19 protein-coding genes are annotated in these 25,772 nt (G+C 68.7%); 13 read left to right on the top strand and 6 right to left on the bottom strand.

Features of this window, described 5'->3' with window-relative positions; all coding sequences use genetic code 11:
• Positions 1 to 45 precede the first annotated feature (45 nt).
• The 11 genes from ACFRAU_RS20960 to ACFRAU_RS21010 all read left to right on the top strand — a co-directional run bounded on the left by ACFRAU_RS20960 (position 46) and on the right by ACFRAU_RS21010 (position 18,840).
• Positions 46 to 1,350 carry a DUF58 domain-containing protein gene (locus ACFRAU_RS20960; protein ID WP_378001357.1) on the top strand — a complete coding sequence of 435 codons (1,305 nt, stop codon included), beginning with the start codon at positions 46 to 48 and terminating at the stop codon, positions 1,348 to 1,350.
• On the top strand, positions 1,347 to 3,806 hold the full coding sequence (locus tag ACFRAU_RS20965) for a transglutaminase domain-containing protein (protein ID WP_378001327.1): 2,460 nt from the start codon (positions 1,347 to 1,349) through the stop codon (positions 3,804 to 3,806). Before ACFRAU_RS20960 ends, ACFRAU_RS20965 begins: the two co-directional genes overlap by 4 nt.
• A gap of 47 nt (positions 3,807 to 3,853) precedes the next feature.
• On the top strand, positions 3,854 to 5,284 hold the full coding sequence (locus ACFRAU_RS20970) for an RDD family protein (RefSeq protein WP_378001358.1): 1,431 nt from the start codon (positions 3,854 to 3,856) through the stop codon (positions 5,282 to 5,284).
• A complete protein-coding gene (locus ACFRAU_RS20975) occupies positions 5,281 to 6,159 on the top strand; it encodes a PP2C family protein-serine/threonine phosphatase (protein ID WP_378001328.1) in 879 nt (292 codons plus the stop codon). The genes ACFRAU_RS20970 and ACFRAU_RS20975 overlap by 4 nt, the downstream gene beginning before the upstream one ends.
• Positions 6,146 to 8,062 carry a hypothetical protein gene (locus tag ACFRAU_RS20980; RefSeq protein ID WP_378001329.1) on the top strand — a complete coding sequence of 639 codons (1,917 nt, stop codon included), beginning with the start codon at positions 6,146 to 6,148 and terminating at the stop codon, positions 8,060 to 8,062. The genes ACFRAU_RS20975 and ACFRAU_RS20980 overlap by 14 nt, the downstream gene beginning before the upstream one ends.
• A complete protein-coding gene (locus ACFRAU_RS20985) occupies positions 8,059 to 9,678 on the top strand; it encodes a serine/threonine-protein kinase (RefSeq protein ID WP_378001330.1) in 1,620 nt (539 codons plus the stop codon). The genes ACFRAU_RS20980 and ACFRAU_RS20985 overlap by 4 nt, the downstream gene beginning before the upstream one ends.
• A 75-nt stretch (positions 9,679 to 9,753) precedes the next feature.
• Positions 9,754 to 10,458, top strand: a complete 705-nt coding sequence (locus ACFRAU_RS20990; RefSeq protein WP_377994110.1) for a hypothetical protein — start codon at positions 9,754 to 9,756, stop codon at positions 10,456 to 10,458.
• Positions 10,455 to 14,897 (top strand): FtsK/SpoIIIE domain-containing protein, encoded by a 4,443-nt coding sequence (locus ACFRAU_RS20995; RefSeq protein WP_378001331.1) that lies wholly within the window; start codon positions 10,455 to 10,457, stop codon positions 14,895 to 14,897. The genes ACFRAU_RS20990 and ACFRAU_RS20995 overlap by 4 nt, the downstream gene beginning before the upstream one ends.
• Before the next feature lie 100 nt (positions 14,898 to 14,997).
• The gene (locus ACFRAU_RS21000; RefSeq protein ID WP_378001332.1) at positions 14,998 to 15,642 is read left to right on the top strand and encodes a hypothetical protein; all 645 of its coding nucleotides are present in this window, start codon (positions 14,998 to 15,000) and stop codon (positions 15,640 to 15,642) included.
• A gap of 97 nt (positions 15,643 to 15,739) precedes the next feature.
• The gene (gene ligA / locus ACFRAU_RS21005) at positions 15,740 to 18,004 is read left to right on the top strand and encodes an NAD-dependent DNA ligase LigA (RefSeq protein ID WP_378001359.1); all 2,265 of its coding nucleotides are present in this window, start codon (positions 15,740 to 15,742) and stop codon (positions 18,002 to 18,004) included.
• Positions 18,001 to 18,840: an inositol monophosphatase family protein gene (locus ACFRAU_RS21010; RefSeq protein WP_377994113.1), complete on the top strand. Its 840-nt coding sequence runs from the start codon at positions 18,001 to 18,003 to the stop codon at positions 18,838 to 18,840. Before ligA ends, ACFRAU_RS21010 begins: the two co-directional genes overlap by 4 nt.
• A 48-nt stretch (positions 18,841 to 18,888) precedes the next feature.
• Here ACFRAU_RS21010 and ACFRAU_RS21015 read toward each other — a convergent pair whose 3' ends face one another.
• The 5 genes from ACFRAU_RS21015 to ACFRAU_RS21035 form a co-directional block, all read right to left on the bottom strand.
• Positions 18,889 to 19,398: a cupin domain-containing protein gene (locus ACFRAU_RS21015; RefSeq protein ID WP_378001333.1), complete on the bottom strand. Its 510-nt coding sequence runs from the start codon at positions 19,396 to 19,398 to the stop codon at positions 18,889 to 18,891.
• A gap of 141 nt (positions 19,399 to 19,539) precedes the next feature.
• On the bottom strand, positions 19,540 to 20,898 hold the full coding sequence (locus tag ACFRAU_RS21020) for an LLM class flavin-dependent oxidoreductase (RefSeq protein ID WP_378001334.1): 1,359 nt from the start codon (positions 20,896 to 20,898) through the stop codon (positions 19,540 to 19,542).
• A gap of 81 nt (positions 20,899 to 20,979) precedes the next feature.
• Positions 20,980 to 21,738 (bottom strand): ABC transporter ATP-binding protein, encoded by a 759-nt coding sequence (locus tag ACFRAU_RS21025; protein ID WP_377994116.1) that lies wholly within the window; start codon positions 21,736 to 21,738, stop codon positions 20,980 to 20,982.
• Complete coding sequence (locus ACFRAU_RS21030; RefSeq protein ID WP_378001335.1) at positions 21,714 to 22,625, bottom strand: ABC transporter permease; 912 nt, start codon at positions 22,623 to 22,625, stop codon at positions 21,714 to 21,716. The genes ACFRAU_RS21025 and ACFRAU_RS21030 overlap by 25 nt, the downstream gene beginning before the upstream one ends.
• Positions 22,622 to 23,761 carry an ABC transporter substrate-binding protein gene (locus ACFRAU_RS21035; RefSeq protein ID WP_378001336.1) on the bottom strand — a complete coding sequence of 380 codons (1,140 nt, stop codon included), beginning with the start codon at positions 23,759 to 23,761 and terminating at the stop codon, positions 22,622 to 22,624. The genes ACFRAU_RS21030 and ACFRAU_RS21035 overlap by 4 nt, the downstream gene beginning before the upstream one ends.
• 308 nt (positions 23,762 to 24,069) lie before the next feature.
• On the opposite strand from ACFRAU_RS21035, the gene ACFRAU_RS21040 reads away from it, so the two are divergent.
• Both ACFRAU_RS21040 and ACFRAU_RS21045 read left to right on the top strand, forming a co-directional pair.
• The gene (locus ACFRAU_RS21040; RefSeq protein ID WP_378001337.1) at positions 24,070 to 24,582 is read left to right on the top strand and encodes a GNAT family N-acetyltransferase; all 513 of its coding nucleotides are present in this window, start codon (positions 24,070 to 24,072) and stop codon (positions 24,580 to 24,582) included.
• Positions 24,583 to 24,623: 41 nt separating this feature from the next.
• A complete protein-coding gene (locus tag ACFRAU_RS21045; protein WP_214850445.1) occupies positions 24,624 to 25,007 on the top strand; it encodes a RidA family protein in 384 nt (127 codons plus the stop codon).
• Between the two features lie 75 nt (positions 25,008 to 25,082).
• On the opposite strand, the gene ACFRAU_RS21050 is transcribed toward ACFRAU_RS21045, so the two are convergent.
• On the bottom strand, positions 25,083 to 25,745 hold the full coding sequence (locus tag ACFRAU_RS21050; protein WP_377994121.1) for a response regulator: 663 nt from the start codon (positions 25,743 to 25,745) through the stop codon (positions 25,083 to 25,085).
• Between the last annotated feature and the right edge of the window lie 27 nt (positions 25,746 to 25,772).

A 25,772-nucleotide genomic window follows, 5' to 3' on the forward strand; every position in this document is an offset into this window, starting at 1 on the left:
CAACTTAAGGTTCGGTTACCCAGGGTGCAGGCGTCCAGCGTGCGGTTGCCCAAAGTGCCGCTGCCGAGGGTGCAATGGTCCAAGGTGCGGTTCGGAAGCCGTCAGTCCACGGTGTGGTCGGATGCCGGCAGCACCGCGCGCCTGGCGCTCGGCCCGGCCTGGCGGATAGCCGACGGCGTGTGGGGGCGCCGTGTGCGCCCCGTCCTGTCCGTGGTCAGCGTTCTGGGCTGGTCCGTGCTGGCCGCAGCGATTCTCCTGTGGGCGGCCGGAAACGCCTACGGCTGGCAGGAAGCCAAGGCGGCAGCCACTGCGGCGCTGGTGCTCTTCGTCATTGCCGTCGGCTTCATCCTGGGCCGGTCCTCCTATGGGGTCGTGCTCGACCTCGCCCGCACCAGGGTGGCGGTGGGGGACAGCGCTGTCGGAAGCATCGCCGTGTCCAACACGTCGGCCCGGCCGCTCCTGCCCGCTGACCTTGAACTGCCCGTCGGGGCAGCCACCGCCGTCTTCCACCTCCCGCGGATGAAGCCGCAGCAGGTGCATGAGGACCTTTTCACCATCCCGACGGCGCGGCGTGCCGTTATCGTCGTCGGTCCCGTCCGCTCGGTCCGGGCCGATCCGCTGCATCTGCTCCGCCGGCAGGTGCTCTGGACGGAACCTGAGGACCTCTACGTGCACCCCCGGACGGTGGCGCTGGCCGGTTCCGCCGCCGGGTTCATCCGCGACCTGGAGGGGATGCCCACCACGGAGCTGTCCAGCGCGGATGTTTCCTTCCACGCGCTGCGCGACTACGTCGCGGGTGATGACCGGCGGCATATCCACTGGAAAACCACCGCCCGGACCAACAAGCTCATGGTCCGCCAGTTCGAGGAAACCCGCCGCGCACACCTGGCCATTTCGCTGTCCATCAACACGGACGAATACGTGTCGGAAGACGAATTCGAGCTGGCCATCTCGGCAGCGGCATCCATCGGCCGGCAGGCCATCCGCGAACAGCGCGAACTGGACGTCCTGACCCAGTCCGGTCCGCTGCGGTGCGAGACGGGCCGCAACATGCTGGACGACATGACCCGGATCGTTGGCACGCCGCTGCGGAAGACCGCCGTCGACCTCGCCCGCACGCTTGCCGACACGGTGCCCAACGCCTCGGTGGTTTTCTTCGTCGTGGGCAGCCACGTGACACCCACGCAGCTGCGCTCGGCCGCCGCCTCGGTGCCACCCGGCGTGCGGAGCCTCGCCGTGCTCGTCGATATTGGCGCTGCCCCTGCCCGCGCCAACATCGGGGACCTCACCGTGCTCACGGTCGGGGACCTTTCCGACCTTCCCTCCGTCCTGCGAAAGGCCGCAGCATGAGTGAGGCCACCGGTCTCCGCCCCCGCCGTCCAGACAGCGCCCGCCGTCCGGACCGGAAAGACCGTTCGGACACCCCTCGCCGTCCAGCCCGGCCTGCTGCCGGGTCCGCCTTCGCCGACGGCCGGCCGCTGTGGCATTTTGTGCTCGACGGCGGTGCGCTCGCCATTCTGCTCGGGCTGGGTGTCCTGGGGTTCGGCCTCAGCTTCGGCGGCGACCCCCATTACCTGGTTGCCGGCTTTGGCGGGATCATCCTGGGCCTGGCCATCGCTGCCGGCAACGCCCATTTCCGGCTGGGGCTGCTGATCACCACGGCCCTGGCCTTCGGCGGTTACCTGGTATTTGGGACGGCCCTGGCCGTGCCCGACGCCGCAGTGGCCGGGTTCCTGCCCGGCCTGGAATCGCTGCGGACGCTGCTGCTGGGCGTCGTTTTCTCGTGGAAGGACATGCTGACCGTCGGAGTTCCGGTTGGCACCGCGGGTGGCGTGCTGATCGTCCCCTTCCTGAGCTCACTCATCACGGCGGTTGCCGCAGGTGTCCTGACCTGGCGGGTCCGGAGCCCTTACTGGCCGCTGCTGCCGGTCCTTGTACTGTTCGTCACGGGCATCGCCTTCAGCACCAATGCCGGGTTCCTGACGGTGGAAAGGGGTATCGCGCTGACGGTGGCGGGCATCGCCTGGGCCACCTTCCGGCGGGACGCCCTGCGCCGGCGCGACACCCACAAGGTTTCGGTGAACCGTCCCCAGCACGACGCCGGCACGGCCGGGAAGGCGCGCATGCGCCGCCTGGCGGCCGGAGCCGCCGTCCTGGCGGCGACGGTGGGAATCACCGCGGCGGTAGCGCCGCTCATCGACGCCGGTGACGAGCGGCGCGTCCTCCGCAACGTCGTCGTACCGCCCTTTGACCCCAAGGCATACGTCACGCCGCTGGCGAGCTTCCGCAACTTCGTCAAGGACAAGAAGGACGAGGCCCTGTTCACCGTTAAGGGGCTGCCCAAGGACGCGCGTGTCCGGCTCGGGGCACTCGATTCCTTCAACGGCACCAACTACACGATGGATCCTAACGGCTCCGGCAGCTTCAGCAAGGTGGGCGATGCGAAATCGATCAACACGCTCGCCGACTCCACGGACGCGGTGCCGACGGACGACTACAGCCTGGACATCACCATTGATGGCTACCAGGGCTACTTCGTCCCGGGCGGCCGGCGGACCACCGGACTCAGCTTCGGCCCGGGGTCATCCGCCGCTGCCTCGGGGCTGTACTTCAACTCCGGTACCGACACTGCGGTGACCACCCAGGGCCTGGCCCGGGGCGATTCCTACACCGTCCAGGTTTCGGACCCGGTGAAGCTCGAGCACGGGCAGCTGACGCAGTACGGCTTCGCGAAGGTCAGCCTGCCGGACGCCACCGACGTGCCGCCGGTGGTGGGTGCCCAGGCCAATGACCTGGCCGAGGACGCCCCGACCGCCGTGGACCAGGTCCGGCAGATCGAGGCCCACTTCCAGAAGAAGGGCGCCTTCAGCAACGGGCTCATCGCCGACGGGCAGCTCCCCAGTGTCTCCGGCCACGGAGCGGCGCGCATCCGCGACCTCCTGACCGCCAAGCAGATGCTGGGCGACGATGAGCAGTATGCCGTGGCGATGTCCCTGATGCTCCGCCATCTGGGCATCCCCTCGCGCGTGGTCATGGGTTTCTACCCGGACCCGAAGAGCCCGGAGAACGGTGCCGGCGAAATCAAGATCCTGGGCAAGGACGTCCACGCCTGGGTGGAGGTGGCGTTCGACCGGGTGGGCTGGGTGGCCTTCGACCCCACGCCGCCCAAGGACAACATTCCCATCCCGCCCGACCCGGAAAACAAGTCCAAGCCGAAGCCCCAGGTCCTGCAGCCGCCGCCACCGCCGCAGGAACCTGCCGATCTGCCGCCGGATTCCTCTCCCGACGCGCTCGACGCCGACGAGAAGAAGAACAACCCCTGGCTGCTTTGGGGCCCCATTCTCACGGCCATCGGTATCGCGATGGTTCCGGTCGGCATCCTCGCCCTGCCGCTGCTGCTCATCGCCCTGCTCAAGTCCCGGCGCCGGAAGGCCCGTTTCGCCGGCGGCGACCCTGCCCAGCGCGTCGGCGGCGGCTGGAACGAGGTCCTCAGCCTGGCCACGGACATGGGTGCCGCCGTGGACACCCGTGCAACCAGGCGGGAAACGGCGGCCGTGGTCGCTGAAGCCTTCCCCGCCACCGGCGCCACCACAACTCTGCTGGCGCACCGGGCTGATGCCTCCATCTTCGGGGCGGGCCAGCCCAGCGAGGATGAGGTGCGGGAGTACTGGGACGTCGTGGACGGCTCGCTCAAGGAGATGACCGGAACGGTCGGCTTCTGGCGGCGCCAGCAGGCGCGGTTCTCGCCGCGGTCGCTGCTGGCCGAGGCCCGGGCCGCCCTGGCCGCACGGGGGTTCCGGCGGTGAAGGGTTCGTCCGTGACCGGAGACGGGCCTGTAGCCGGCGGCGGGCCTGTGGCTGGCGAGGGACCAGGGCCGTGCCTGCGCTGCGGGCAGCCGGTCCGCGCCGGAGCGAGCTTCTGCGGTGCGTGCGGAACCCCGCTGCCCAACAGGGGAGCCATGGTCAGCCGGGGAGCCCCGCTCGATCGGGGACTTCCGCCCGGCCGCGCAGTTCCGCCTGGCCGGGGAAATCCGCCTAGTGGCGGAGTTCCGCCCGGCCGCGGCGGGAGGCAAGCCGCTCCGATTCCCGGTAGCATCCCGGTAGGGCTGGGGGAAGGATCGGACATGTCAGGCACTCTTGCGCTGCTTCCGGCGGCGCCGGGCAAGCGTCTCGGCGCAGCCGTCCTCGACTGGCTTGCACCGGTGGCCATCCTGACGGTTCTGCTGTCCTTCGGGTTCGCCGGCATCACCAGCACGCGCAGCGCCGGGCTCATCATCTACGACACAAGCCTGCTGGCACTCCTCGGGGGCATCGGAGCCGGACTTACCCTTGTGTACGCGTTCGCCGTCGCAAGCGTCGAGGGCCGCACAGGGAACACCATCGGCAACCAGCTCATGGGCATCCGCAGCGCTGACAAGGATGGCTACGCGCCGGGCACCGGTGCTGTGTTCCTGCGGGGCATCGTGACCGGCGCCGGCATGGTGCTGGCCGTCCTTGCCGCAGTCCTGGTGGCGGTCTTCAAGTGGTTCGACGCCGCCCTGCTGATCCTCGGACCGTTGCTGCTCCTCGGAACGGCGTGGGCCGTCGTCGTTGTGGTATCCAGCGCGTGGGACGCAAACGGCAGGCTCCGCGGGTGGCACGACCGTGCGGCCAAAACCCTCGTGTTCGATGTCGCCAATGGCCGCAACCCGGTCGCCACCGGCGGCATCGAAGGACCGTACAGCTTCGCGCCCCTGGACCTGCCACCGGTGCAGCAGGTGGCCTCGCCGGTTGCCTCCCGAACCCCGGTGGTCCAGGCCCCGGTTGCTGCCCAAGCCCAGGTTGAGCCGGTTCCGCCTGCAGCCGCGGGCCCGTCTGCCGCCCCGGACGCTGCTCACCCGGACGCGGCTGTTCACCCGGACGATGCCATGGACCGCACCCAGGTGCGTGCCGGGGTCCGCCAGGACACCCCTGAGGCGGTGTTGAGGATAACGCTCGACGACGGCCGCGACTTCCGCCTGGAGCGGACAGTCCTCATCGGGCGCAACCCCGCCCCGGCCGCCGGGGAATCGCAGGCGCAGCTGCTGCCGGTCCCGGACCCGGGAAGGACCATTTCCAAGACGCACCTCCACCTGCTCACGGACGGCGCCGGCGTCTGGGTCACCGACCGCCACTCGACCAACGGCAGCGCCGTCACCACACCCGACGGCATGCGCACGGCGCTGCAGCCGGGTGTGCCCGCATTTGTCAGCCCCGGAACCACGGTTCATTTCGGGGACCGCACCTTCAACGTAGGACACGCATGAATTCACAGCAGGCGGCCGGAACTCCAGAGGCTGGCGACGAGCCCGGCCTCAAGCTGAGCTACGGCTACGGAACGGACCGGGGCCTTCGCCGCGAGCTCAATGAAGACTCGTACATCGCCTCGGACCCCGTATTCGCTGTCGCTGACGGCATGGGCGGCCATGAAGCCGGCGAGGTGGCTAGTGGCATGTGCGTGCGGGCGCTGGCACAGCTGCCGCAACTTGCCACCGGGGAGCGGACAGCCACCGCGGGGGTGGTGCAGCAGTACCTGGCCAGCGCCGATGCATCGATCCGCGACGCCACCGGCTCGCGTGCCGGCACCACGCTCAGCGGTGTGGTGGTGGTGGAGCAGATGGGAGTTCCCTACTGGCTCGTCATGAACATCGGGGATTCCCGGACGTACCGGCTGAGCCAGGGCCGCCTCGCCCAAGTCAGCGTTGACCACTCCGAGGTTCAGGAGCTCGTCGAGAGCGGCGAGATCACCGCCGAGGAGGCCGCGGTTCATCCGCGCCGGCACGTTGTGACGCGGGCGCTGGGCGCGGGCGACGAGACCGAGGCCGACTACTGGCTCCTGCCGATTGAGGAAGGCGACCGGGTGATGGTGTGCTCGGACGGCCTCAACGGGGAACTGACGGACGGTCAGATGCTTGAACTCCTCAGCACAGTCGAGGACCCGCAGGAGGCAGTGGATGCGCTGATCCAGGCTGCGTTGAGGCGCGGCGGCCGGGACAACATCACGGTGATCGTCGTCGATGCCAGGAACGTGCTCAACGATGCCGGTGTGTCGACGACGGCGCCCCGGATAGCCGCCGACGCGGAAGAGGAGGACACGCTGCCGCGTGCCGGAAGCGAGGACGCTGTCAATGGCTGCAGCTAGCTATGTCCCGGGCGGATGGCTAGGCCTCATCCGGTCAGGGACTGCGGTGATCCTGGACCCTGACACTCCGGCGCCGCTGGTCAGCACGGTGTGGGATTTGCTGGCGAAAGGCCCGGACGCAGCCGAAGTCCTCCATGCCATGACGGGAGGGTTCGGCGCGCCGCTGTCCGCCAGTCCGTGGTTCGGGATCATCGGGTTCAGCGACTCGCTGCGGGTATTCCTGCGCGGGGACATCGATCTGACCGTCCAACTCCCGTCGGGTCCGGTAAACCTCGACGGCCGGAACGTCACTACCTGGACCGAGCGATGGCTGGACGCACCCGAGTGGTTCAGCGTGGCCGTGCCCGCAGCTGCGCCACCGCGGTCCGGGTCGTCGGAGCCGGGCTCCCTCGCCGACACGCGCGCCGCTGAAATGCCCGCCGCCGCCGTGCCTGCCACTGGATTGCCCCTGATGGAAGGGGCAGTGCTCCTGCAGTCGCTGCGCATCAGCGTCACCGGACCCGGCGGTACCCCGTCAGACCGTCTGGAAACTGCCGCAACGTCTGCTGCCGCAGCGTCTGGGGAGGCGTCGGCCGAGACCATGGTGGTGCCCGGTGACGAGATTTCCTTGGCGCCGGAGCCGGAGGAAGTGTCGGCGGAGACTGTTGCGGGGCTGCAGGAAACCGTCACAGGATTCACCGGGGCTGCTGCTGCCGGGACACAGCCTCAGGAAGCACTGCCCGAGGAAGCGCTGCCGCTGGAATCACTGCCCCCGGAATCACTGCCCCCGAAAACACCGGGTCAGGATGACTTGCCGCCGGAAGACAGCCCGGCCACCGAACTCACCGGCTCGTACGACCACCTTTGGGACAGGACCGTCGTGCGCAGCATTGAGGATGCCGCCGTGCGGACCGGCCAGGAGGACGACGGCGGTGCTCCGGTGGCCGGGAAGATGGCAGTTTCGGATCCGGCGAGTGGGGTAACAGCTGCTCAGGAGTCTCCGGTCCAGGAAACTGCAGGCCAGGCGGTCGAACCCCGGGAGGTCGAATCCCGGGAGGCCAGCCGGCCAGCCATTGCCCGTGAAACACCAGCTCCGGCGGCCCCGTCAGCCCCTGCACTGACAGCCCCTACACTGTCAGCCCCGGCACTGTCAGGCCTGATCGACTCCGTGCCTTGGGCGACCGGCAGCGACCGTGCCCGGGCACCGGAGGTGCCGCCCGTGTTCCCAGCAGCGGAGGTGCCGCCGTCGTTCTCAGTGCCGGCGGTGCCGCCGTCGCTCCCGGCGCCCGACGCCCTGCCACCGTTCCCCGGTCCCCAGGTCCCGCCGTCGTTCATCCCCGTCCCCGGGCACGGCGAGGCGGCGGAAGGGGACCACGACGGTCAGACCATCCTCAAGAGCGATCTCCCCACCCCCGGAGCCCAGCAGGCGGGACAGGAACCCGGCCGGGCAGCTGTGGCAGGCAACGGCCCCCGGGTGCTCGCCCGCGTGTGCCCCGCCGGCCACGCGAACCCTCCCACCAGCGGACAGTGCTTCACCTGCGGGGCGCAGCTGCCGGACGTCGCCATCCAGGTGTCGCGCCCCCGGCTGGGCCGGCTTCGGGTGTCCACGGGGGAGCTGATCGACCTCGAACAGTCGCTCGTGATAGGACGGCAGCCGGCCGTGTCCCGGGTCCAGGGCGGCACCATGCCGCGGCTGGTCCAGGTGGCCAGCCCCGGCGGCGACATTTCGCGGTCGCACGTGGAGGTCCGCCTGGAGGGCTGGCATGTGATGCTGTGCGACCTGAAAGCAACCAACGGCACCGTGCTGGTCCGCGAGGGGCAGCCGCCGCGGCGCCTGGCCCAGAATGAAATGGCCATTGTCCTGGACGGCGACATCGCAGAACTCGGCGATGACGTTTCCTTGCGCTTTGAGGAGATCCTGTGAGTTCCAGGCGGCCGGCGGCGCCTCCGCCCCGCATCCCCGGTTTCAACTACGTGAGTCTGCTCGGATCGGGCGGCTTCTCCGACGTCTACCTCTACGAGCAGGACCGGCCGCGCCGCAAGGTGGCCGTGAAGGTGCTGCTGTCCGGCCTTAAGACCGAAGGCGCCCGCCGCCGGTTTGAGTCCGAGGCGAACCTGATGGCCCAGCTGTCCTCGCACCCCTTCATCGTCACCATCTTTGAAGCCGAGGTGACCGGGGACGGGCATTCCTACCTCGCCATGGAGTACTGCTCCCGGCCCAGCCTGGACGTCCGGTACCGCCGGCAGCGCTTCAGCGTGGACGAGGTCCTGGCCGTCGGCATCCAGGTGGCCTCCGCCGTCGAAACGGCGCACCGGGCCGGCATCGCCCACCGGGACATCAAGCCCGCCAACATCCTGGTCACCGACTACAACCGCCCGGCGCTCACCGACTTCGGCATCTCCGGCACGCTGGCCGGCGACGTCGACGAGGACGCCGGGATGTCCATCCCCTGGTCTCCGCCGGAACAGTTCAGGGACGGCGCCGTCGACGGCGTTCTGGTGGACGTATGGGCCCTCGGCGCCACGCTGTACACACTGCTTGCCGGACGGTCGCCGTTCGTGCTGCCGGGCGCCGACAACTCCCAGCGCGAGCTCATTTCACGCATCACCAGCATGCCCGCACCCCGGCTGGGCCGTGCCGACGTGCCGGAATCCCTTGAACTGGCCCTGGCAACCGCGATGGCCAAGTCGCCCGCCTCACGCTATTCGTCGGCCCACGCCTTCGCCCTGGCGCTGCAGCGGATCCAGGCTGAGCTCAACCTGTCCGTCACGCCGTTCGAGGTGCTCGAGGAACGCCTGCCGGAGGACGTGCACCTGGACGACGGCGTGGAGGAGACGCGCGTCCGCAACGTCGCCTCCATCGACCCGGACCGGACCGGAAGCGCCCCCACGTTCCCGGCCCGCACCAAGCCCCTGGACGGGGGAGGCGCAGGGCCGGGCTTTGCGCCTGCGCCTACGCCACAGCGGGCACCGGACGTCCCGCCGTCGGCCTTTCCGGCGGCCGCTGCCGCACCTGCGCCGCAGCCTGCAACGGACGACTGGGCCGACGCTACTGTCCTGCGCAGCAACCAGCCCGAGCCCGCGGACCAGGTTGGAGACCCGCCGGCAGAGCACGGAAAGCGCAACCTGTGGCTCGCCATCTCCGGCGGAACACTGCTGGTGCTGGCGGTCATCGTGGGCATTGTGGTGGCATCGGCCGCGCCGCAGCCCGGGGCCCGGCCCACCGAAACGGTCAGCAAGCCGCCAGCCGACGCCGTCGACGACGGGTCCGTGCCCGACGTCGCCAAGCTGGCCGGCAGCGCCGGCACGCAGGGAAAGGTCCGCTTCACCTGGACCAACCCGCAGCCGAAGCCCGGGGACACCTACAAGTGGCGGATCAAAACGGTCAAAGGCGGCGGAAGCTACCTGTCGACGTCGGCAACCCGGGTGGACGTCACGGCGAATCCGGCGGAGCCCACCTGCGTCCAGGTGATCATGGTCCGCAGCGACGGATCCGCCTCACCGGCGGGCGAGGATTCCATCGCGTGCCTCCAGCCCTAGCCACAGCCACCGTGACCATCCGGCAGCCCAACTAGCCGCCCGGCATCAACAGACCCGACAACAAGACAGGAAAACATGGGAGACCTGGCCATAGATTTCTGCGGCGAGTGGTACGAGCCGACCGATGAGGACATCTTCAGCATCGGCCGCGAGGGCGACCTGGAGGTGGACGACAACCCTTACCTGCACCGGCGCTTCCTGCAGATTGCCAGGTATGACGGCATCTGGTGGCTCAGCAACGTGGGCAGCCGGCTCTCCGCGACGGTGGCCGACGGATCCGGCGGCATGCAGGCCTGGCTGTCGCCCGGCGCCCGGCTGCCGCTCGTCTTCAGCCACACCAGCGTCATCTTCACGGCCGGACCCACCACCTACGAATTCGCCGTCCACCTGAAAACGCCGCAGTTCCGGCAGGAGACCAGCAGCGAAACCAGCGGCGGCGACACCACCATCGGCCCGGTGGTCTTCACGGACTCCCAGAAGGCCCTCATCGTGGCGCTCGCCGAGCCCATGCTCCGGCGGGAAGGCACGGGATTCAGCGCCATTCCGTCCTCCGCTGAGGCTGCCCGGACCCTGGGCTGGGCCATCACCAGGTTCAACCGGAAGCTGGACAACGTGTGCGACAAGCTGGACCGGGCAGGAGTCGCCGGACTTCGGGGCGGCGGCGGCAAGCTTGCCACCAACCGCCGGGCACGCCTCGTGGAGCATGCGGTCACTTCCCACCTGGTCACCGCCGGCGACCTCCACCTGCTGGATAAGATGCGCGGGGACGGCGAAGCATGAGGATCCGGCTGACCCTGCGCCGGGACCCCGCCGAGGCCAAGGACCTGGCCGTCACCGTGGACGGCCGCGCCACCGTCGCTGACATCGCCACCGAGCTGTGGACGGCCGACCCCGCCCGGCGGCAGGAGCCCGTTCCGCCGAACCTGTCCCTCCGCATCGACGAGGCATTCGTGGCCGGCGGCATGCGCGGCATCGTCCTCGACCGGGCGGACAACCTCCTTGAATCCGGCCTGCGGCCCGGGTCCGTTGTTTCGCTCACCCAGGTCAGCAGCCAGTTCGGCAACCCGGACGACGCCGGCCCCGCCGCGGCAACGCTCCGCATAGTCTCCGGGCCCGACGTTGGACGGGAGTTTTCCCTGCCCTCCGGCACCAGCTACATCGGGCGGGACCGGAACGTGGACGTCCGGCTCACGGACCCCCTGACGTCGAAGCGGCACGCCCGCATCACGGTGGGGGAGAGCATCGAGATCGTCGACACGAACTCCGCCAACGGCCTCCAGATGGACGGGCTGCCCGTCGCCCGCGCCACGCTGAATTCCTCCGACACCGTCACGCTGGGCGACACCGGGCTGACGGTTGTGCCGCTGGCGCGCAGCGGCGCGGCAGCCCCGACGTCGCCCCTGGTGGACTTCAACCGCTCCCCGCGGGTGGTGCCCCGGTTCGCTCCAGGCAAACGGGTGCCCCCGGCCGGGCCCAAACGGCAGGACCACCACCCCTTCCCCTACATCATGCTGATCGCCCCGCTGATGATGGGCGCGGTGCTGTTTGCAGTGACGCAAAGCCTGCTGTCCATGCTGTTCATGCTGATGATGCCCCTGTTCATCGTTGGCCACTACGTGGACCAGAAGCTGCAAAACAAGCGCGAGCGCAAGGAGCAGCTGAAGCAGTTCAGGGAGGCCATGGCAGCCTTCCGGCAGGACACCACCGAGCTCCAGCGCGTGGAGCGGGCCGTCCGGCTCCAGGAAGCGCCGTCGGTCAGTGACACCGTTGACTCCATCTACAAGCTTGGCCCCCTGCTCTGGACCCACCGGCCCGAACACTCCGGGTTCCTGGCGCTCCGGTTCGGGCTCGGCACCGTGCCGTCCCGGATTCCTTTCGAGGAGCCGAACACCGCGGAGACCGAGACGGAGTACCGGCGCGAGATCGAGGACTGCCTGGACCAGTTCCGGCTGATCGAGGGTGTGCCGGTGGTGTCCCAGCTGCGGTCAGCCGGCTCTTTCGGCCTCGCCGGACCGCGCGGACTTGTCGACGACGTGGCACGTGGCGTGGTGCTGCAGCTCGCGGGCCTGCACTCCCCGGCGGAAGTAGCCGTGGCTGCCATCACCTCGGCCCGGTCGCGGGAACGCTGGAACTGGTTGCAATGGCTGCCGCACGTCGGCTCGAGCCACAGCCCGCTCGGCGGCGACCACCTTGCGGCCGGCTCGGCAGGCGGCACCAGCCTGCTGGCCCGGATCGAGGACCTTGTGGAATTCCGTGAGGCTGCGATGCGCTCACAGGGTCCCGGACACCGGCCCGGCGTCCAGGAGGACACCTCGGACGTTCCACCGCCGGTGCTGCCGTCGGTGCTGGTGATTGTCGAAGACGACGCGCCGGTGGACCGCGGCCGGCTGACCCGGCTCGTGGAGCGCGGACCCGATACCGGCGTCCACGTGCTGTGGGTGGCTGCCGGCGTTGAATCCCTGCCGGCCGCCTGCCGTGACTTCATGGCGGTGGACGGCGAGCACGGCACCACCACCGGCCAGGTCCGGCTGGGACGCCACACCTACCCCGTGAGCTGCGAGAGCCTCGACGCCGAACTTGCAGGCCAGCTGGCCCGCATGCTCTCGCCCGTGGTCGACGCCGGAAAGCCGGTGGAGGACGACTCGAACCTGCCGCGCGCCGTGTCCTATGCGGCGCTGGTGGGCAAGGATTTCCTGGACAACCCGCAGTCCGTGGCCGAACGCTGGCAGGAGAACAACTCCGTCCGCTCCAGCGCCGTCGCCAACCGCAAGGACAACGGCTCGCTGCGTGCCCTCGTGGGGTCCAAGGGCGTGGAGCCCCTGCACCTGGACCTCAAGAACGAGGGCCCGCACGCACTGGTGGGCGGCACCACCGGCGCCGGCAAGTCCGAGTTCCTGCAGTCCTGGGTGATGGGCATGGCCACCGCCTACAGCCCGGACCGTGTCAGCTTCCTGTTCGTGGACTACAAAGGCGGCGCCGCGTTTGCCGACTGCGTAAACCTGCCACACACCGTGGGCCTGGTCACCGACCTCTCGCCGCACCTGGTGCGCCGCGCCCTGACGTCCCTTCGCGCCGAGCTCCACTACCGGGAACACCTGCTGAACAGGAAAAAGGCCAAGGACCTGCTCGCCCTCCAGCGTGAGGCCGATCCCGAGGCCCCGCCCTACCTGGTGATCGTGGTGGATGAATTCGCTGCCCTGGCCACCGAGGTGCCTGAGTTCGTGGACGGCGTGGTTGACGTCGCCGCCCGCGGCCGGTCCCTGGGCCTGCACCTGATCCTCGCCACCCAGCGGCCCGCCGGAGTCATCAAGGAAAGCCTGCGCGCCAACACCAACCTTCGGGTGGCCCTGCGCATGGCGGATGAGGACGATGCCACGGACATCCTTGGCGTGCCGGATGCCGCATACTTCGACCCCTCCATCCCGGGCCGCGGCGCGGCGAAAACCGGTCCGGGCCGCATCCAGGGTTTCCAGACCGGTTACGCCGGCGGCTGGACCACCGAACGCCCGCAGCGCCCGCAGATCGACATCGTGGAGATGGCCTTCGGGTCCGGTCCCGCGTGGGAAACACCGGCCGCCGACACCGCCGTGCAGGACGAACCCGCCGGGCCCAACGACATCGCCAGGATGACCGCCAACGTCATCGCCGCCGCGAACCTGCTGGCCATCGGACCGCCGCGGAAGCCGTGGCTGAACCAGCTGGCCACAACCTACGATTTCTCCCTGCTGCCCAACCCGCGCACCGACGAACGGCTCCTGCTGGGCGTAGCGGACAACCCCTCCCGCCAGGACCAGCCCACCGTCTTCTACGAACCGGACAAAGACGGCAACATGGCCATCTACGGCACCGGCGGGTCGGGGAAGTCCGCTGCACTGCGGGGCATAGCCATCGCCGCTGCCGTCACACCCCGCGGCGGCCCCGTCCACGTCTACGGGATCGACTGCGGCTCCGCCGGGCTGAAAATGCTCGAGGAGCTTCCGCACGTGGGCGGAATCATCGACGGCGACGACGTGGAGCGTGTAGGCAGGCTCCTGCGCTGGCTCCGCGACCTCGCCGAGGACCGGGCGAGCCGTTTCGCCGAGGTCCGCGCCTCCACCATCGGGGAATACCGCAGGCTCGCCGGCCTGCCGGATGAAAAGCGCATCTTCGTGCTGGTCGACGGCATGTCGGCTTTCCGCGAGGCCTATGAGTACAGCAAGCTCTCCGGCCTCTGGGACCTCTTCCTGCAACTGGCCACGGACGGCCGTCCCCTGGGCATCCACCTGGTTGTCACCGGTGACCGTCCCAACTCCGTCCCGGCGTCGTTGCTTGCCTCCATCCAGCGGCGGCTGGTGCTGCGGCTGTCCGCCGAGGACGACTACCTGACCATGGACGTGCCCAAGGACGTCCTGGGCAAGGCCTCGCCTCCTGGGCGCGGGCTGCTGGGCGGCCTTGAGGTGCAGCTCGCCGTCCTGGGCGGCAACTCCAACCTGGCCCTGCAGGCCCGCGAAGTCCACAAACTCAGCGAGGCCATGCTCCGCCAGGGCATGGAACGGGCTCCCCGGATCGAGCGGCTGCCCGAGCAGATCGACCTGGACATCCTGCCGGCCGGGCTGCGGGACCTTCCCGTCATCGGTGTCGACGACGAAACACTGCAGCCCGCCACGCTCATGGCCAAGGGCCCGCTGCTGCTCGCCGGCCCGCCGGGCGCCGGCCGGACCGTGGCACTGGTGACCATGGCCTATGCGCTGCGCCGGTCCAACCCCGACGCGGAACTGGTTTACCTCGCCGCCAGGAAGTCCGCCGTGGCGTCCCTGCCGGTCTGGGACCGATCGCTGGTGGGTGCCGACGACGTCGAGGAGGCGGTGGAAGCACTCACGGACCACGCTTCGGCCAACCCGGGCAAGGTGGCCATCTTCATCGAGGGACTCACAGAGTTCACCGACACCCTGGCCGAGTCCGGCATCGAAAGGCTGGTGGCGGCGTCCATCAAGGCCGACCAGTGGGTGGTGGGGGAATCCGAGACTTCCACCTGGTCATCGGCCTGGTCGCTGGCGCAGCCGTTCAAGTCGGGCAGGCGGGGACTGCTGATTAATCCGGGCGATATCGACGGCGACAGCCTCCTCAATACCTCGCTCGGACGGGTCGGCACCGACTTCATTCCGGGACGCGGCTACATCGTGGGCAGGGGCAAGGTTCGCAAGCTCCAGATCGCGCTGCCGCCGGAAAACCGGCAGTAGTCAAGTAGTAGCTAATTTGGCGCGCCGCGCGGGACTGTAGGAAGATACCCGGGACAAAACTCGGCGCGGGAGCATCCTGCGCGGCTGCAAAGGTACTCCCATGATCCGAATCACCCGTCTGCGGGACGCGCTGCTGCCCGGAACTGCTGCTGCCGTGCTGGCTTTCACGCTTGCGGCCGGCGCCGCCGGAGCGGCGCAGGCGGCCTGCCTGCCCGGGCAACAGTGCACCGAGTCGCCGGCACCCATCGCCCCGCCGTCGTCCGGTTCACCGGCTCCGACAGCGACGGCGGCTCCCGCGCCGACGCCTGCTCCGGCACCGCCGGCGCGGAAGGCACCTGCGCCGGCCCCCGCTCCGGCCCCTGTCCAGCCCGTGGCGCCGGCGGCGCCGCGCGTTGCCCCGGCACCGGCGCGGCCGGCCCCGAGCCTTACACCTGTGGCCACGCCGACGGCGGATAGCGGAATGGCACCCGCTGCGGTGCAGGTGGCGACACCCGCGGTGGTTCCCGTCACCTCTGCCTCCGCCACCCCCGGTCCGTCGTCCTCCACCCCGGCGTCCGAGTCCAGCTGGACCAAACCGATCCCCACCCCTGTCCAGGCCAGCCAGGCCGCCGCCGTCGTAGTCGCGGACAAGGGCTCCGGCATCGGCATCTTCGGCCTGTTCGCCGTCATGGGAGGCGTCCTGCTGGTGGGTCTGGGCGGGCTGGCCTTCGCACTGTGGAGCCGCAACCGCCCCGGTCACTGGTAGGGCTTTTACCGGCACGGGAGGCCTGCCGGCTCGGCAAAATGTCCGGGCCGTAAGGCAAGATAGGTCTGTGAGCACACCATCAGGCCCCACAGAGCAGATATCGAGCACAGACAGCGCAGCCACCGGAACTGACCAGCTTGAGCCGGAAGCCATTCCCTCCGGGTCGGTACGGGATGAGTACGAGAACCTGGCGGACCTCGTCCGGAAGTACCGCTTCGCGTACTACCAGGAGGACGAGCCCCTCGTCTCCGATGCCGAGTTCGACACGCTCTTCCGCCGGCTGGAGGAACTCGAGGCGCTGCATCCGGAACTCGTCTCCAATGATTCGCCCACCCAGGAGGTTGGCGGGGAAGCGTCCGCGGCGTTTGCCGCCGTCGAACACCTCCAGCGGATGTACAGCCTGGAGGATGTGTTCTCCATCGAGGAACTGCAGGCCTGGATCGCCAAGGCGGAGGCGGGGGTTGCCAAGTCCGGTAATCCGGATGCCGCCTGGCTGACCGAGCTGAAAATCGACGGCCTCGCCGTCAACCTGCTCTACCGGGACGGCAGGCTGGTCCGGGCCGCAACCCGCGGCGATGGCACTACCGGCGAGGACATCACGCACAATGTGCTCACCATCAAGGAGATCCCGCAGCAGCTTAGCGGCACCGGTTTTCCCGCCGAGGTGGAAATCCGCGGCGAAGTGTTCATCCCGTCCAAAGCGTTCGCTGAATTCAACGAGGCCCTGATTGAGGCGGGCAAGGCTCCGCTGGCCAACCCGCGTAATGCCGCGGCCGGCTCGCTCCGCCAGAAGGACCCGGCCGAAACCGCCAAGCGCCCGCTGCAGATGTTCGTGCACGGGATCGGAGCCCGCGAGGGCCTTCAGGCTGCCAGCCAGTCGGAGACCTACCGGCTCCTGGCGGAGTGGGGACTGCCGGTCAGCCCGTACTTCGAGGTCCTCGGCAGCCCGGCCGAGGTGCTGGCATTCATCGGGAAATACGGGGACAAGCGGCACAGCCTGCTCCACGAGATCGACGGCATCGTGGTGAAGATCGACGACTTCGCCACCCAGCGCGCCCTGGGCTACACCACGCGCGTTCCGCGGTGGGCCGTCGCGTACAAGTACCCGCCCGAGGAAGTGCACACCAAGCTGCTGGACATCGCCGTCAACGTCGGCCGCACCGGCCGGGTCACGCCGTTCGGGATCATGGAGCCGGTCAAGGTCGCGGGCTCCACCGTGGGAATGGCCACCCTGCACAACCAGGACGTCGTCAAGGCCAAGGGCGTCAAGATCGGCGACATCGTGGTCCTGCGCAAGGCCGGCGACGTGATTCCGGAGATCGTCGGCCCGGTGCTGGCACTCCGGGACCAGCAGGATCCGCCGGTGCGGGATTTTGTGATGCCCACGGAATGCCCGTCCTGCGGCACGCCCCTTGCTCCCGGCAAGGAGGGGGACGTGGACATCCGCTGCCCCAATGCCAGGTCATGCCCCTCGCAGCTGCGTGAGCGGGTGTTCCATGTGGCCAGCCGGGGAGCGTTCGACATTGAGGCGCTCGGCTGGGAGGCCGCCATCGCGCTGACCCAACCGACGGAACCTGAGGTCCCGCCGCTGGTCAGCGAAGCGGCCCTTTTCGACCTGACGCCGGAGGACCTGGAACCTGTCAGGATCCGGCGCGAGAAGCGGTCCAAGGGTGTTGCCACCGGCGAGTTCGAGCTCGTGCCGTATTTCTACAGCAAGGGCACGGCCAAGACGCCCTCAAAACCGACGGCCACCACCGGGAAGCTCTTCATCGAACTGGAAAAGGCCAAGACCCAGCCGCTGTGGCGCGTCCTGGTGGCGCTGTCCATCCGGCACGTCGGTCCCCGGGCCTCGCGCGCCCTGGCCAACCACTTCGGCACCATGGACGCCATCCGGCAGGCCTCCGAGGAGGAGCTCGCGGGCGTGGACGGGGTCGGCCCCACCATTGCCGCAGCTCTCAAGGAATGGTTTGCCGAGGACTGGCATGTCGACATCGTCGACCGCTGGGCGGCCGCCGGGGTCCGGATGAAGGATGAGCGGGACGAGTCCACTCCGCGCACCCTCGAGGGGCTGACCGTGGTGGTCACCGGAACCCTGGAAGGCTTCAGCCGCGACGAGGCCAAGGAGGCCATCCTGGTCCGCGGCGGCAAGGCGGCAGGGTCGGTGTCGAAGAAGACCAGCTATCTGGTGGCCGGTGACAACGCCGGCACCAAGCGGGACAAGGCCGAGCAGCTGGGCGTGCCTGTCCTGGACGAGGACGGTTTCCGGGAACTGCTGGCCACCGGCCCGGCGCCTGCCGGGGAAGACCAACCTGACGACCCCGAGGCAACCGCCGATCCCGGCGACCAGGAGGATTCCGAATGACGCAAGTTTCAACTGACCCCGTGGACGTGACCGGGCTCCTCGACGTGGCCAGGGCCGCCGCGGCCGCCGGCGCCGGGGTCCTTGCCGGGCGCAGCAACGGCGCCCTGGACACAGGGACGGTCAGCAACAAGGGCGAAGCCGGCGACTGGGTCACGGCCTTCGATGTAGCCGCGGAGGAAGCCGTGCGCACGGCCATCCGCACCGCGCGCCCGGGTGACGCGATTACCGGCGAGGAGCACGGAACCACACGTCCCGAGAAGCCGACCGGGCTGCGGTGGTCCATCGATCCGCTTGACGGCACCACCAACTTCATCCGCAACATCGTCTACTACGCCACCTCCGTGGCTGTTGCCGATGCCGACGGCGCATGGCTGGCCGGCGTCGTGCACGCACCCGCGTTGGGCCGCGTGTACTACGCCTCCAAGGGCCAGGGCGCGTGGCTGGAACAGGACGGGAAGCGGGTGCAGCTCACCGGTCCGGTTCCCGGCCGCACCGGCCAGATCCTGTCCACCGGCTTCAGTTATGACCCGGAGGTGCGCGCGGAACAGTTCGCGGCGCTGGGCGGCTTCGTGGACGGCTTTGCGGACGTGCGGCGGCTCGGCTCAGCTGCCCTGGACCTGTGCATGGTCGCCGACGGAACTGTCGATGCCTTCGGTGAGCGGGGCCTGAACGAGCACGACTTCGCCGCGGGTGCGCTGGTGGCCGAAGAAGCCGGCTGCTGGGTGCGGCGGCCGCGGCTCACCAGCCCGCTCGACGGCGGGCCCTCCGCCGAGGAACGGCTGTCAGCCTGGACCTGCGCGGGCACGCTGGAGATGTCCGGCAAGTTCCCGCTCTAACCGGGTGCTCCGCCGGGGCCCGGGCCAGTTACGGCCCGGGCTTGTGGTTCACATGCGCGGCGGAGTCAGGTTGTAGCGCGCAATAATGTCCGGCAGCCAGGGCGCCTCAGCGAAGCGCAGGCCGAAGTGGGCCGCGAGTTTCTCGATCGTCTCGGGGTCCGGGAGCCCGGCTTCGATGTGGTTGGCAAGCCCCCAGAAGAAGTGCTCAAACCCGGCCGGGCTTATCACCTCTATCATCCGGGCAGGCACCTTGCCCGCGTTCCACATGGTGTGTAGTTCATTCCGTGGCTTGGTGATGTACCCGCCCGCACCCAGGACCGCCTCGCGGTCACCGGACCGGAATCCTATTTCCCCCTCAATCACGATGGAGTATTCATCCTCACGGGTGTGGATATGCGGCGGCACCAGCGCACGGACCGGAAACGGGTGTTCCACGATCGAGAGTTTTTGATCTGTGTCCTCACCAAAGAGCTTGAACACGACGCCGATGCCGCCAAGCGGTGCTTCCCGTCCCTGACCGGGCTGAACGACAGCGAGTCGCGGAGCTTCCTCGTTCATGGGATTTCCCTTCGTTCCGATGCGCTGCGAAGTCCTCCGGGTGGTGCACTTCAATGGGTTGTGCACTCCATCGGATGGTGCGGTGCAGGCATTATGGTCCCGCCAACCCTGCAGGTCCATACCGAAAACAAAGCGCTGCGGTTATGCGCCTGCCACTCCCGCTACGGCGAGCGCGCCGGAGTACCGGTTCAGGGGCCGCTCCAGCCCGTAGTGCTCGCGCAGCGTGTTCCCCGTGTACTCAGCGCGGAACAGGCCCCTTGCCCGGAGCACCGGGACCACGTGGTCGACGAACGTCTCCAGCCCGGACGGAAGCACCGCCGGCATGATGTTGAAGCCGTCCGCGGCCCCGTTCCGGAACCACAGCTCAATGGCATCCGCCACCTGTTCCGGCGTCCCCGTGAAGGTCCGGTGCCCGCGCCCGCCGCCGAGCCGGGCGATCAGCTGCCGGACGGTCAGGTTCTCCCGGCGGGCAAGTTGGACAATGAGCGTGTACCGGCTCTTCGAGCCCTCGATCTCATCCTCGTTGGGAAGATCTGCCGGGAGCTGGCGGTCCAGGGCAAGATCGTCAGGATCCACTCGCAGAGCCTTTGCCAGCTGGGCCCTCGCGTATTCCGGCTTGATGAGGTCCTCGAGTTGCTGGTCCAGGCTCCGGGCCTCGGCTTCAGTGGATCCGATCACCGGCACGATGCCCGGGAGGATTTTGATCCCCTCCGGATCCCGCCCCGCTGCGGCGGCACGGCTCTTCAGGTCAGAGTAGAAGTCCTGCGCATCCTCAAGGGTCTGCTGGGCGGTGAACACCGCCTCGGCATACCTGGCCGCGAGGTCCTTGCCGTCCTCGGACGAGCCCGCCTGAACCAGCAGCGGATAGCCCTGCGGGGAGCGCGGTACGTTCAGCGGCCCCTGCACACTGAAGTGCTTGCCGGCATGGTTGATGGGCCTGACCCGGCCGGGATCGGCCCAGACCCCGGACTCTTTGTCCGCGACCACGGCGTCATCGTCCCAGCTGTCCCACAGCTTGCCGGCCACATCGAGGAACTCAGCCGCCCGCTCGTAGCGTGCTGCATGGGACGGCTGGTCATCGATGCCGAAGTTGCGGGCGGCGTCAGGGCCCGCCGTCGTCACCACATTCCAGCCGGCGCGGCCGCCGCTGACCACGTCGACCGAGGCGAAACGCCGCGCCAGGTTGTAGGGATCGTTGTACGTTGTGGAGGCCGTGGCGATCAGGCCGATCTTCTCCGTGACGGCGGCCAGGGCCGTCAGGAGCACGGTGGGCTCCAGCCGTCCGGCGGGCCGCCGGCCCACATCGCCGAAGATGACGGGGGAGTCGGCGAAGAACACGGAATCGAACTTTCCGCGTTCGGCGATGGCGGCGAGGTGCTGGAAGTGACGGACATCGGTCCCTGCCAGGGGGTTGCTTTCCGGCAGCCGCCAGGATGCCTCATGGTGTCCGGTGCTCATGAGGAAGGCGTTCAGGTGCAGCGTGCGGTCTGGGGTGCTCATGGTGCGGTCCTTTTCGAAGTGTCTGGGGTGTCGGGGTGCCGTGGCGTGGGCTGCCGGGCTGTGGTTTCCAGGCAGCGGTTTCTAGGCGGCGGCTTCTACGCGGTGGCGGTTTACGCCCAGGGCTCCCAGCAGGTCGGCGTGCAGGCCCGCAAAGCCGGCGTCGTCCGGAGCGCGGTTGGTTCCCGAGATAACCTTGCGTTCCAGCGCCACCTTGCCGTGGTCCAGCACCACGATGCGGTCCGCCAGCGCGATAGCCTCATCCACGTCGTGGGTGACCAGCAGCACGGCAGGCTGGTGGGCAGCCACCAGGTCCGCGAGCAGGCTGTGCATCTTGAGGCGGGTCAGTGCATCCAGCGCCCCGAAGGGCTCGTCCGCCAGCAGCAGTTCGGGGTCGCGGACCAGGGATCTGGCCAGTGCAACGCGCTGCTGTTCCCCGCCGGAGAGCTGATGGGGCCAGGCCCGTTCGCGTCCGGCGAGTCCCACTTCGGCGAGCGCACGGCGGCCGCGTTCCTCGGCGTCGTGATCCTGCAGGCCGAGGGTGACGTTTCCCAGCACTGAGTCCCAGGGGAGCAGCCTGGAGTCCTGGAAGACAACGGAGACCTTGGCGGGAACGGTGACGGTTCCGGTTCCGCTCACCTCATGGTCCAGCCCTGCCAGGGCCCGGAGCAGGGTGCTCTTGCCGCAGCCGCTCGGGCCCAGGAGCGCCACAAACTCGCCGGGGGCGATGTCCAGGTCCACACCGTTCAGGACGCCCTTCGGTCCGTAGCCGCGGACGAGGCCGCGCACGCTGACCGTTGCCGTTTCGGCGTTTGGGGTCAGCCGGCCATCGTTAGTTGCCATGACAGTGCCTTTCGTTGCAGGAGTTGGACGGCGCCGTCCGAGAGGAGCCCGAGGATCCCGTAGACGGCGAGGCCGAGGACAATGATGTTGGTTTGGCCGTACGTGCGGGCGAGCTCCATCATGTAGCCGATGCCGCTGGTTGAGTTGATCTGTTCGACGACGACGAGGGAGACCCAGGCGCCGGTGACCGCGAAGCGCAGGCCCAGGAAGAACCCGGGCAGGGCCCCCGGCAACACCACTTTCCTGATGAAGGCCAGGCGGCTCAGCCGCACTGTCTGGGCCAGCTCTACATATTTGGTTTCGATGCTGCGGAGTCCGGCATGGGTCTGCAGGTAGATCGGAACGAAAACACCGAGGGTGATGGTGAGGACCTTCATGGTCTCGTCGATCCCGAACCACAGGACAAGCAGGGGCAGGAGCGCCAGGGAGGGGATGGCCCTCTTGATCTGCACGGGCCCGTCCACCAGAGCCTCCCCGACGCGGCTGAGCCCGGCAGCCAGGGCCAGGACGACGCCGAGGACGATCCCGAAGAACAGCCCCAGGGCCGCACGCTGCGCCGAGATGCCCAGGTGCTCCTGCAGTTTCCCGGAGGCAAGCTGCTCGCCGGCGGTGGCGACGACGGTCCAGGGTTCGGAGAGGATGCGCGGGTCAAGCAGGCCCGTGCCGGAGGCGAGGCACCAGGCGGCCAGAAGCAGTGCGGGGCCGGCGAGGGCGGCGAACCGGCGCCGCGGTCCAGGGCCCAGCCGCCTGGTCAGCGGGCGGCGGTCGGCAGCCCTGGACGGGCCAAATTCCTCCCCGCCGCCGGGTCCTCGGCCCGGCTGACCGGAGGCGTGGGTGGTTCGTGCAGCGCCTGCGGCCAGTTTCCGCACCAGCACGGTAGCGGTCACGGCTTGGCTCCGGTGGCCGCCGTAGATGGAGTGGCGGCCGACGCTGCCGGCGAGGCGCCCGCACCTGCGAAGGCGGTGCCGCCGATGGATTCAAACCGTGTGTCGTAGAGCTTGTGGGCGTCAAACTGCGGTTTTTGCTGTTCCCGCGCCAGCAGATCGATGGTCTGCTGGTGCCGGGCGATGGCTTCCGTCCACGAGGTGGGGATGTCCTTCCGCCCGGCGGCCTTGATGAGGTAGTCGCCGTCCTCGGCGCTCAGATTCTGGTTGCGGACGTAGTATCCGTCGCGCCACTCCTTGGGGTGGTCCTCGATCCAGCGCTGCGCGGCACCCCAGCGCTGCACGTATTCGCGAAGGGCGGCCGCCTTAGCCGGGTCCTGCAGCACCTGGACGGGAGCGTACAGGTGGCCGGGATCGTCGCGGAGGCCGTGCCTGATGGTGGTGGCACCTTCGCCGCCGTACTTGGCCAGGTAACGCTTGATGTTGACCCCGCCCAAAGGCGCGGCGTCAACCTGTTTTGCCGCCAGCGCGGTGGGATAGACGTCTCCGGTGCTGGGCAGCTCCACGAGCTTCACGTCGGTTTGCTTGAGCCCCGCCTTTTCCAGAATCCGCAGGACCAGGGCGCCCTGCGCCTGGCCCGGGCTGTAGGCGATTTTCTTTCCCCGAAGGTCGGCCAGGCTGCTGATTCCCGCCTTCGGCGCGATGCCAAGTTCGTAGACGGGGAACCGGACCGCGTCGGCCCGGTAGTGGCTGGCGACGATCTTCACGTCCAGGCCAGTCCATGTTGCGTGGATCGGCGGGATGTCCGCCACCGAGCCGACGTCGAGGGCCTTGGCCCGGAACGCCTCCGTGGTCTGGGGGCCGCCGGACAGATTGGCGAACTTGATGGGGAAAGTGAAGTTGTCGATCTCGCCGGACAGCTCCAGCGCCACCTGCGTGGTCGGATCGCCCACCACCAATTCTGTGCCGGCCGGGACTTCGGAAGCTAGCGGCGCCTTCAGCGCATCAGAGTCTGTTTCCCCGGCTGCAGTGGCCTGGACGCTGCAGGCTGTCAGGGCGGCAATGGCGGGAAGCGCAACGGCCCAGGCCAGCAGTTGACGGCGGGTGGGACGTTTCGGATGGTTTAAGTGCGGCGGCATGGGGATCCTCCTCGGTTGGCGGTGCGGGTGGGTGGACACCACTAAACACGTCCCTGATGCGTGCCGCCAGCGTGCGGGTCGCATGCCGAAACTCCCGGAAATCCGCCGCAAGAAAGGCGCAATGTCGGGTTATTCGAAGCCTTCCGGAGCCTCGCTGCGTAACACCGGAAGCCTCTCCAGGACCCTTCGGCAAGGTCGCTGGAACTTCGCCGGACCGCGGCCGGAAACACTGTCGGGAACGTGATAGATCAGTCACGGAAACAGCTGTTTCGCAGGGCGCATCGGTTAGCCGGCACTACCATTGACGGGTGCAGCCGCAGATCACCGTCCGTCCCGCCGTCCCCGCCGACTTTGCGGCCATCGCCCGCATTACCCGGGACGCCTATCTGGCGGCCGGCTACTTCCAGACCGCGGACCATCCGTACATGAAGCAGATCCAGGACGTGGCCACCCGTGCCGACCGGGCCACCATCTGGGTGGCGGAGCGCGCCGGCACGATCGTCGGCTCGGTGACTCTGGCGCTGGCCGGTGAGAAGTATGCCGATATCGCGCTGGACGACGAACTTGAGTTCCGCATGCTGGTGGTGGATCCGGCCGTGCAGCGCAGCGGCGCCGGCCGTGCCATGGTCGAAGCGATCATTGCGCACGCCAGATCGCTGGACGGGATCCGTGCCGTGGCACTGACCACCGGCGGGGACTGGGAGAGCGCCCACGGGCTGTACCGGAAGACAGGTTTCCGGCGGGCGCCCGAGCGCGACTGGTATGTGCCCGGCACCGACATAAAGCTGCTGGTTTTCAGGCTGGACGTCCAGCCCGCCTAGAGTGGAGCCGACTTAAAACCCCTAGTGAAAGGCGCAGCAGCATGCGCAAGACGTTTGGCACCGGCTCGGTCTGGGAACAGAAGCTCGGCTATTCCCGCGCTGTCCAGGTGGACAACACGCTCTACATCTCGGCCACCTCTGCCAGCGGCGAGAACGGCATTGTCGGAAGCGACTTCTACGAGCAGACCCAGTTCATCCTGCAGAAGCTGGAGACCGTCCTGGCGGACGCCGGATTTGCGCTCGCCGACGTCGTGCAGTCGAAGCTGTACCTGACGGACATCAGCAAGTGGGAGGACGCCGGCCGTGCGCACGGCGAAGTCTTCGGCGAGATCCGCCCGACGCTGTCGCTGGTCCACGTGCTGCCGTTCCTGGACCCGGAAATGCTCGTGGAGATCGAGCTCGTTGCCCAGAAGAGCGCCAGCTAGCCTCCCCACCACGCGCGAACTGGCAGCAGATGCCCTCAAATCCGCATTTTGAGGGCATCAGCTGCCAGTTCGCGCTTACGACGCCGGGAGGCCGTAGCGGTGCTCGGGCCGGCCGGTAGTGCCGTAGCGGAGCTGGATCTCGACGGCGCCGTCGTCGGCCAGCGAGGACAGGTACCGCTGCGCGGTGGCCCGGGACACGCCAACCCGTCCTGCGACGTCGGCCGCCGAATACTGCTCGCCGGGAATCAGCGACTCCAGCACCGCCGCCTCCGTCGCGGACCTCGGCTTCGCCGACGGAGAGACGTCGCCCGGAATGAGCGCCCGCTTCGCCCGCTCCACGGTTTCCTGGTCCACGGCGCCCGGCTGGCCGAGGATCCGCCGGTACCTGGCATAGGAGCGCAGCTGCTGGGACAGCGACTCGGCCGTGAATGGCTTGAGCAGGTACCCGAGCGCGCCGCGCCGGAAAGCCGTCCGTAGCGACGCGGCGTCCGATGCCGCACTGAGGATCATCGTGTCCACGTCCAGCTGATGCAGAAGATCCAGCCCCGACGCGTCCGGCAGGTACACGTCCAGCAGCACCAGGTCCGGGCGCAGGCTGTGGATGGACTGCAGCGCCAGCGACGCCGAACCCGCCGGCGGCAGCGCCAGGAACCCTGCCACGGAATCCACATAGGCCGCGTGGAGCTTGGCGACGTGGAAGTCGTCATCCACGATCAGCACCCTGAAATCCTCAGACATCCTCGTCCTTCCGTCCGGTCTGCATCA

Source organism: Arthrobacter sp. NPDC056691 (genome assembly GCF_042791415.1).
Taxonomy (GTDB): domain Bacteria; phylum Actinomycetota; class Actinomycetes; order Actinomycetales; family Micrococcaceae; genus Arthrobacter.